Genomic DNA, 3,645 nt, shown 5'->3' on the forward strand with positions numbered 1-3,645 from the left:
GGCGTTAAAAGTCACAGACACATCGGAGGCATTTTGAAAGGTCCAAGTCCTGAAGATAAAGAACCTATGAAGGGGTTTCCCCAAGTAGGCTATTTGAAGAATTACATATCTTCTGAAAATATCATCGTTGGTGACTATACCTACTACGATGACCCTGAAGGTCCTGAGCGATTTGAGAGCAATGTACTTTATCATTTTCCGTTTATTGGAGATAAGCTCATAATAGGGAAATTTTGCGCTATCGCAAAAGACGTAAAATTCATAATGAATGGCGCTAATCATAAAATTTCTGGCTTTTCGACATACCCATTCCAAATATTTGGTAACGGCTGGGAGAAGGTCATGCCTAAAGAGGGGGAGCTACCCTACAAAGGCGATACAGAAATTGGGAATGATGTTTGGATCGGCTATGAAGCTACAATTATGCCGGGAGTCAAAGTTGGCGATGGAGCAATAATAGCGAGTAAATCTATCGTGACAGCTGATGTCCCGGCGTACAGCGTTGTTGGTGGCAATCCTGCCAAAGTCATTAAATATCGATTTGATGATAGTACAATTAATGAGCTCTTAGAGATGGCTTGGTGGGATTGGAGTGCAGAAAAAATAACTGAACATCTCGAAGCAATAGTTGGCTGTGACCTTCTTGCACTTCGGAAGGCAAACGGCTTTTAACAAAGCATTGCAGCGGACAAGCCGCTGAATGCGGCGTTATCTAGCAAGGAGTATCGCGTGAATCGGATGCTTATTTATATATTTATTATTTTTTTATCGTTTGCAACACATGCAAGTGAGTTTTCCTTTGCTGATGCGTCCATCAATATTCCGGAAGGGTTTGAAGGGCCAATTGAGCGTAGTATGGGGCAAGGTGCGTCAACTATTGCATTCCGAAACTTACATGAAGACGGAAATAACGCGACGCTATTGCAAATAACGACTTGGAATCCAGGCAAACCATTCCCCGAAATGACTGATGATGAGCTTAAAAAAGGGTCAGCTCAATATCTCGAACAATTCCTATCAGGTATAGCTCGAAAACGAAACAAATTTGAAAAAAGTGAGATCGAGTACATAGAAATATCTGGAGTTCCTGCTGCCAAAATAGAGTGGAGTGGTGAAATTGATTCAAAGCAAGCTCACGGTGTAATGTATTGTTACGTGTTCAATTCAAAGATTATTAGTTTGCATACTCAAGACTTAATTAAGTTTAATGGTCGCTATCTGAATCAAGCTGTTAAGTCATTTGAGTCAATTAAACTAGCTAGATAACAAGTTACTCAAAAGGACGCAAAACGCTTGGCTTGTGCTCCTTCGTCGCTAATTTTAGCCAAGCATTTATGCGCCCATTAGTAAGGCGCTGGAGGATCCCCTCATAATTCTGGCCTCCCAGAGGTGTTAACCAGTTTAAGGAATTCACCCCAAGCCCAGCGAAAATGCGATTCTTTGATTGAGTATTCCGGACGTCGTCTCACTTCTTTGCCGAGCCGGAGGACAGATAGCACGTTTCTGTCACGTATCGTATTGGCTTGAAACTTCCGCTGCCATCCCAGATGCCGGGCGGCCAGGCCGATACACCAAAGCAGTATTTCTGCCAACAACGCTATCAGCAACAACACATCATAACGGCGTGGACAACGGCTGCGGCTTTGTCTAAGTCCCATGCCGTATTGGGGACTCTTGAGATCGCGAAAGGTTTCTTCTATCTGCATCCGTCTAGCATAAAGCTTGACCACCTGCGTTGCAGAGAACACCTCTGTGGGCAAGTTGGTTGCCAGTAACCAGGGCTCTTTACTGCTAAGACGGTAACTTTGCTGTGCCGTATGATTGCGCCCGGCCTTGGATGACCGCTTGTCGGCTCGATATTTCGGCGCAGCCTTGTACAGATGTAAATGACAAGGGAGCGGAGATTTTCGTCCCAGTTTTACGTAACCAACATGCTGCGCTTTCGTCGTGGCGGAGGGATACAGAGACTTATTCGACTGCCATTGGGCATGATTGTCTTGAAGAAAACCGACATCCCCACGGACACGGCCAAGCCAAAACCAACCATGGCGTTCCACCTCCCGAAACCAGGTATTGCGGTAACCTGCATCGGTGACAATCAGCGGACAAACATGAGATGGCAGTACCTGCGCCAACTCAGCAAGGAAGGCGTTATGACTGCGGGGAGCGTTGTAGTCGGCAAACTTGAAAGTGCGCTCATACAGGGTAACCGAACGCCCTTGCACACTCACAGAGGCTCGCAATGTCATCATCCGCAGTTGTTCACGGACATCAGACCAATCAATGAGGATTACCGGCATGGGATTAGCTGCACAGAGTAACCTTGCATACCATTGATAAATAGCGAATTTATCAGAGTGTAGGTGCGGGTTGCCGAGTAGCCTGTCTATCCGTTTGATGTTGTGCTTTGGTGCCACCGCACCAGAGATATTGCGACCAAGCTGAGTCAGTGACAACTGATTGCCATCAAGTAACGCTTCTGTAGCAACCATCAGAGAATTAAGCCGTTTTTGATGTATTTGCGGGCATTGCTTTTTGAGTAAATCGTGTAAGATATGGACATCACGCATTGTGTTGGATCTGGTAGTTTTTTGGCGAAATCAATTAGATCAATCAACACCATGCGTGTCTACAAAATTGAATAAAAAGGGAATTATCTGGGGATTTCCTAGAGTAAGGCGTTAAGTGTCAGGGAGAGAATGTGCGAATAATGCTTTTAATCATTGCTTTTATGTCTGTTCCTGCCATAGCTGCGGAACTTGATGATGTAGAAAGCTTGAAGAAGGAGATTGACGTTAATTTAGTGCTGGGCGCATCAAAGCAGGAGGTCGAGGCGTTTCTAGCCAAAACCTCATGGGGCTACACCTACGATCGCTTTCAAAATCGGTTTCAAGCCAAGCCTGCCGATGGCACTGCAGAATGTAAAGGTCGGAATTTTTTACTTTGGCTACTATACGATTGTGGTATTCAAATTTTCATAAACTTTGACAAGTCAGGCAGCTATAGTGGGTACTCAGTCGAGCAAGTCTATACAGGTTTGTAGCAAACACTTAACAAGGCCAGGCACAACCGCCCCTTCGGGGCTGGACCTCCGCACTGCGTGCTCCGGCCCGTGCTGGCGGCGTTAGTGTAAATATGAAAATTATTACTCTCCTGTTCTTAACGGTACTAATGTTTGGCTGTTCAAATGAGGGACAAATGATCAGTGTTAACCCAGATAGGGTCAGTCAGCTAGAAGCGCTTTTAGAAGAAAAGAAGTTCGTCGAAAGTTCCGTGTACTTCTATCCAGGCGCTCCTGACGAGGTAACTAGGCTTCAGGCCGAGCTAGTTATAAATGCAGCTATAGTCAGTATCCTCAAGGTTTCAGAATCTGAAATATCGGAAGATGAGTTCTGGGGGATCATCGAAGTCGCAGCTCGTGCACTATCTGTGATGGATTCCGAAGAGATGGATAGAGGCTTCACATACTTTGAGCAAATTATGGATGTTTTCGAGATTGCTAGCTCAGGAGGACGATTGAATCAATGGAGGTATGGCTTTGACCCAACGATTCAACACTAACAAACCGCTGAAATCCGTTACGGCCACAGGAAAAACGTGGCCTTCACTAGGACTCGCTTCGCTCGCCGTCTAGCGGGGCGTTAT

Annotated in this window: 5 protein-coding genes; 4 read left to right on the forward strand and 1 reads right to left on the reverse strand. The window is 45.5% G+C overall.

The annotated features are described in order from the left end of the window. Positions 1–33: 33 nt before the first annotated feature. Entirely contained in the window at positions 34–672 is a 639-nt protein-coding gene (locus tag ACIDEJ_RS15140; protein WP_411988662.1) for a Vat family streptogramin A O-acetyltransferase, read from the forward strand. 57 nt (positions 673–729) lie between these two features. Then, positions 730–1,266, forward strand: coding sequence for a hypothetical protein (locus tag ACIDEJ_RS15145; RefSeq protein WP_411988880.1), 537 nt, complete (start codon positions 730–732; stop codon positions 1,264–1,266). Between the two features lie 101 nt (positions 1,267–1,367). Here ACIDEJ_RS15145 and ACIDEJ_RS15150 read toward each other — a convergent pair whose 3' ends face one another. After that, a complete protein-coding gene (locus tag ACIDEJ_RS15150) occupies positions 1,368–2,570 on the reverse strand; it encodes an IS4 family transposase (protein WP_411988881.1) in 1,203 nt (400 codons plus the stop codon). Positions 2,571–2,701: 131 nt separating this feature from the next. Here ACIDEJ_RS15150 and ACIDEJ_RS15155 point away from each other — a divergent pair, with 131 nt between their 5' ends. After that, positions 2,702–3,043 (forward strand): hypothetical protein, encoded by a 342-nt coding sequence (locus ACIDEJ_RS15155; protein WP_411988882.1) that lies wholly within the window; start codon positions 2,702–2,704, stop codon positions 3,041–3,043. Positions 3,044–3,135: 92 nt separating this feature from the next. Beyond that, entirely contained in the window at positions 3,136–3,561 is a 426-nt protein-coding gene (locus ACIDEJ_RS15160) for a DUF4844 domain-containing protein (protein WP_411988607.1), read from the forward strand. Positions 3,562–3,645 lie beyond the last annotated feature (84 nt).

This window comes from Shewanella mytili, assembly GCF_046765975.1.
GTDB lineage: Bacteria > Pseudomonadota > Gammaproteobacteria > Enterobacterales > Shewanellaceae > Shewanella > Shewanella mytili.

Excerpts from the sequence above, each read along its gene's own strand:
- ACIDEJ_RS15150 (WP_411988881.1), bottom strand. The coding sequence starts at position 2,570 with ATGCGTGATGTCCATATCTTACACGATTTACTCAAAAAGCAATGCCCG.
- ACIDEJ_RS15160 (WP_411988607.1), top strand. The coding sequence starts at position 3,136 with ATGAAAATTATTACTCTCCTGTTCTTAACGGTACTAATGTTTGGCTGT.